Below are 5,144 nucleotides of genomic sequence, written 5' to 3'. Positions count from 1 at the left end.
AAATATTGTTCGTTAAGTCTATTCATTCAAAGATAGGCTGTAATTCTGAAATGGTTGCCAACGTTCCCGCGGTATGGTGTCGTGCGGTTGACTGTCCCACGAAGTGGAGACTGTCAAGCCGAAAACGACGGCATACGGAATGTGGGTTTGCAGGTTAAAATAATACCGCATGCACTATGACCGCGTGTTGTACCCAGTTTTTTATTTTCAAGGTTCACTAGTTCGTATTTCTCCTTCCAATTCTTTACAATTGTTTTGACTAACTAGTTCCAAAGTCTTATTTATTAAGCTGTCCGTGCTTAAAAAAGTTCCTTTGGGCTTATTCTTTGATAATTCTAAAATGTATGTTGAATGTTCCCAAATATTACTGTCTTGTAATGTTTTTTGGTACCAAATAATTCCAAACTTATCATTCAAAATTTTACCATAAAATACCCTTGCTTCATAAATTAAAGAATCATTTAAATAGTAATACTCTTTCCCAGGTAACGAATATGTATTTAGTCCGCTTCCAACAATGAATTCTCCATCATCAGCAGAATGAACATATAAGGTATTATTTGCTCCACAGTTTGTACAATCAACACCGGTAAATAACAGATATGGTGACTTTTCAGGTATATTGATTTGGTCGATATAGTCTAAGTGATACAAATTTGTTTTGAAAAAAATATTATTAGCAAAAATCAAAGTATCGCCTGAAACTTTTTTAAATTCCCATTTTTCCTTGTTAAGATTATTCTGACAAAGAACGCTTATTGTAAAATATGGTAACAATATGAGTATTAAAAGTCTTTTCATTCAACCGTACTATTTCATTTTTAAATTGGGTACAACGTTCCCGCGGTATGGTGTCGTGCGGTTGACCGTCCCACGAAGTGGAGACTGTCAAGCCGAAAACGACGGCATACGGAATGTGGGTTTGCAAGTTAAAACACAACCGCATGCACTATGCACCGCGTGTTAGCCACAGTTTTTTCTTATTCAAGTGTAATATTAATTGGTAATAAAACATAAACATTCTGAGGCCTTCCATATTTTATTCCTGGTATCCAGTCAGGCATTTTGGTTACAGCATTAATACAAATTTTATCTAGTTCTTTCGTGAGTGATTTTTCAATTTTTACATCAGATATGCTTCCGTCCTTATTAACTATAAAACCAATATAAACTTTCCCTTCAATACTCTCATCTCTTGCATTTGGTGGGAAGATAATATTCTTAGCTAAAAAATTCATTAGTTCTATTTCTCCTCCCGGGAATAGTGGCATTGTGTTTATTTTAAAGTAGATAGTGTCAGAAATTGAATTTACACCATTTATTTTTCGGTTAACAATTTCAAAAGTGTCAATGAAAGTAGAATCCTTTAAGTTTTTAAGGAAAGTCAATCTTGTTTCATATGCAATTGTTTCATTTTCTGACTGTGATTCAACATTTGATATGCTTGTTATGCAAAATAAGATTAGAAACAATATTTCAATAAATCTATTCATTTAGTTATTATCGAGAAACCCAAAATTGTGGCTAACGGTTTGCCGGTATGAAACGTTGCGCATTTCGAAGCACTTTCGTATCAAGCCGTTGCTGCCGTTGATTTAATGTTATGTCGTTCAAATTTACCACAATCTGCGCAATGTTTTATGACCGGCTGTTAGCACCAGTTTTTCTTCTAAATCTTATCTGATATAGTATCCCAGCTATCAATCCTGTTAAACCACCAATGTAGCTAAAATTATGCATAGAGCCTACCATAATAAAATGTTTTCTATCAATCAAGTTTTCAGGAATGAACCAGTTTAAATCTTTATCAATAAGGAATAATCTACCATAAATCAAACCGCAAAATCCAGTCAACAACGCGATAACTATAATTATCGGCAAGGATTTGTAATAAGCTTTAAACATTAATTTCCAATCAGAGTGAATCAATCCTAAGAATCCAAGAACTATTCCAAGAGGTATGCCCATCCACCAAGTCGCCATCCATCCAACATATGATGCTCCTAATCTATATGGCACTGCTACACCTACATTAAATTGATCAAACTTAAATTTTGTATAGTATTCATTTGAAATCGTAAATGAAATTTGGTCATGGATAACACCATAAAATCCTGCAATTATTGGAGTTATTAGAATTATTAATAAAAGTATTCCTATTTTTTTAATCATTATTTCTTAAATCTTCAATTTCCGTAAAAATCATAAATGAAAATAAATCTCCAGTTGGCACTCTGTATGCTCCTTTTGCCTGCAAAATATATGCTGAAATTGCTGTCATTTCCCATCCGTCATATTCATCTCCATACCATTTACTTTTAGTCAGCCTTTCATAACCCTTACTTTTCCCAAATTCTCGTACTTCACTAATGTTGTATTTTACATTATCAAGAGTATTTGGATTATCCCAAGACCATAACCAAGTATTTGAAATATTAGAAATCGAACCAACATCTACATATTTTATACGAAGTTTTACAATCCCAGAATCTGAAAATTCAAGTAAACCAGTTTCTTGGTTGTAATCCCATCTCTCATAATTACCCATTCCAAATTTTGTGTTACAAATCTCTTGTTGTTCAGTCAGGTAGTTATATGATGTGGTTAGAAAATCACGAAACTCTTCTGTAATCTCAGGCTTTGTTAATTCATCTTTCTGTTTCTTAAAACTCGAGAATAGTCCCATTGTAATCAATATTATCAGTATTATTTTAATTGCAGGATGTCTCATAAATTGGTGCTAACGGTTCCATGTATGAATTGTGGCAACAAAGCGGCGCAGTGTTCTATCAGCCGTAGAAAACGAACAGATGAAAAAGGGTTGCTTAATTTGCCAAACTATTGCCATAATTTATACATATTGTTAGGCACTGCCGTTAGGGGTTTGTACTTTTAATAATAGTTTTTGAATATTTCTTATTATTAATATTTAATATATAAAGGTATATTCCGCTTGGATAATTGGATAAATCCAAATAATCATAATTCCATCCTTTATTGCATTTAAATTCAGCATTTTGATAAATGATTTGACCTTTCATATCAATTAATTTCGTGTTTATTATTTCAGGCTTATTTAAATGAAAGGAAATCTCAGTACTTGCAATAAATGGGTTCGGTTTACTATTAAGAATTATACCCTTGTCTTTAACTTTGTGTATATTATTTAAGGATAGATTTAAGGAATCTGTTTTGTAAAGAATATTTTCAATACCTATAGCATAACCAGTATTCTTTTCTGGAAAAACTATTGAATAAATATCATAACTGTATCCCCAATTACTTTCTTTTTTATTTATTACATTGTCTTCTCGATAGAAGGTTGCACCACCATCAAGGGTTTTCCAAATACCTTTAGAAACACAATAACCTGTATTTTCATCGGTAAAACAAATATCTTGAATTATAAAATCATTGCCTGATATGCCGCCAGATTTTATTTTATCAGGTAATTGTAAGACATATGGTGCTGAAAAATTTCCCCCTGCAACAAAGATTTGTTCGTCATTGAGCATATAGATTTTCCTATATATTCCTGATGCGTCAAAGTAGGTTGTATACCAGTTCTCTCCACCATCAGTTGTTTTATAAATATATCCATCATTACTAGCAGAATAGCCAACGGAGTCCGATAAAAACAACGTATAACTAGGTATTACATCAACTACACCAAACATAGGATGGTAATACTTTCCATTAATTAGCTGCCAATTTTCATCATCAATAGACTTGAGAATAGAATTTGAAGCAGTGGCTAAAAAAATAGTGTTGTTGACTGTTGAAATATTTATAAAGTTAAAAGAAACGTTCAAATCTTCTCTTTTCCAAGATTGCCCCATATCGATTGATGTTAATAACAAGCCATTCGTACCAACTATAAATAATTTGTTATTAGTTAAAGCGATATCATTTAAGATAACACTATCAATACTTGATAAAAGCCAATTTTCACCTCCATCTATTGTTCTTCCTATAATCCCATTATTAATTTCTGAATTCTTATTACCAATAATAAATCCACTATCTGCGTTTATAAAGAACAGTTTATTAAAGGTATAGTCACTTGAAAAGGTATAATGTTCAACCCAATCTTGTCCAAATAAAACTATTGGTATAATAGAAAATAATACCATCAATAAAATGTGCCGAAAATGTGATTTTAAATTTGTCATGGTTATTTGTATTATAGAGTTTCCGGTTGTGCCTAACGGTGGTGGTATGAGGTCGTGGCGGTCAGACGAGAGTCTGAGTGTCCGACCGAAACTGAGGTTAGGACGAGATTCGACTTGTCGAATCCGCACAAACCCAGCCATGCCTTATACCACGTGTTAGCCACAGTTTTTATTTATTTTTTCAGTCAATTCTTCTTTTCTTGGGTCACCTTTTTCAATTGCTGTTTTCCAATCAGCACAAGCATTTATTTTATTGTCAAGTTGGAAATATGCATTTCCTCTATCATAAAACATTCTGTAATCTGATTCATCCAATTCAATAGCCTTATTATAATCTAAAATTGCTTTTTCGTATTCATTCAATTCTTCTAAAGTGAACGCACGAAGAGCATAATATTCGGGATTATTTGGTTTCAAAGAAATTATCCTGTCATAATCAGGCAAAGCATTTTCATATTTTTTTATTGTCCAATTTATTCCAGCTCTATATTTAATATAGTCATCAGCAGTTGGATTTAGGTCAATTGCTTTATTCAATAAATCAATTGCTTTTTCGTAATCCTGTATATTCTTATAACAGATACTCAAATTATAGTAAGCTTCATCATCTTTTGAGTTTATTTCAATTACTTTATTTAAGTCGACTATTGCCTCGTTATACTGACCAATATTGATATAGTTATTTGCTCGGTTATATAACGCATTTGAATGTTTTGGTTCTATTCCAATTGCTTTAGTCAACAATTCAATTGACTTTTGATAGTTTTCATTCTGTTCTGCTTGGTAGGCTTTATTAACTAATTCGTCCACATTATTTTGGCTTTTACAACCAAAAAAACTAAAGATTGAAAGCATTAATATTAAAGTTATTCTGTTCATTTTTTAAATTGTGGCTAACGTTCCCGCGGTATGGTGTCGTGGCAGTTTCTTTCACAGGTGAAAGGAACTGTCAGGGCGAAAGGAGCCGGCAGC

General features: G+C 32.5%; 6 protein-coding genes. All 6 read right to left on the bottom strand.

Features of this window, described 5'->3' with window-relative positions:
• Positions 1 to 207: 207 nt before the first annotated feature.
• Complete coding sequence (locus ACE1ET_RS20135; RefSeq protein WP_375730227.1) at positions 208 to 801, bottom strand: hypothetical protein; 594 nt, start codon at positions 799 to 801, stop codon at positions 208 to 210.
• Between the two features lie 179 nt (positions 802 to 980).
• Positions 981 to 1,493, bottom strand: a complete 513-nt coding sequence (locus tag ACE1ET_RS20130) for an energy transducer TonB (RefSeq protein ID WP_375730226.1) — start codon at positions 1,491 to 1,493, stop codon at positions 981 to 983.
• Positions 1,494 to 1,638: 145 nt separating this feature from the next.
• A complete protein-coding gene (locus ACE1ET_RS20125; protein WP_375730225.1) occupies positions 1,639 to 2,172 on the bottom strand; it encodes a hypothetical protein in 534 nt (177 codons plus the stop codon).
• Positions 2,165 to 2,731 carry a DUF6882 domain-containing protein gene (locus ACE1ET_RS20120; protein WP_375730224.1) on the bottom strand — a complete coding sequence of 189 codons (567 nt, stop codon included), beginning with the start codon at positions 2,729 to 2,731 and terminating at the stop codon, positions 2,165 to 2,167. Before ACE1ET_RS20120 ends, ACE1ET_RS20125 begins: the two co-directional genes overlap by 8 nt.
• A 145-nt stretch (positions 2,732 to 2,876) precedes the next feature.
• A complete protein-coding gene (locus ACE1ET_RS20115) occupies positions 2,877 to 4,172 on the bottom strand; it encodes a YCF48-related protein (protein ID WP_375730223.1) in 1,296 nt (431 codons plus the stop codon).
• 156 nt (positions 4,173 to 4,328) lie between these two features.
• Positions 4,329 to 5,051, bottom strand: a complete 723-nt coding sequence (locus ACE1ET_RS20110) for a tetratricopeptide repeat protein (RefSeq protein WP_375730222.1) — start codon at positions 5,049 to 5,051, stop codon at positions 4,329 to 4,331.
• Between the last annotated feature and the right edge of the window lie 93 nt (positions 5,052 to 5,144).

The sequence above is a fragment of the Quyinboa mangrovi genome (assembly GCF_042219825.1).
Taxonomy (GTDB): domain Bacteria; phylum Bacteroidota; class Bacteroidia; order Bacteroidales; family UBA5342; genus JBHJHP01.
Note: the sequence above shows the minus strand (reverse complement) of the source record. Positions and strands in the feature narration are given on the sequence as shown.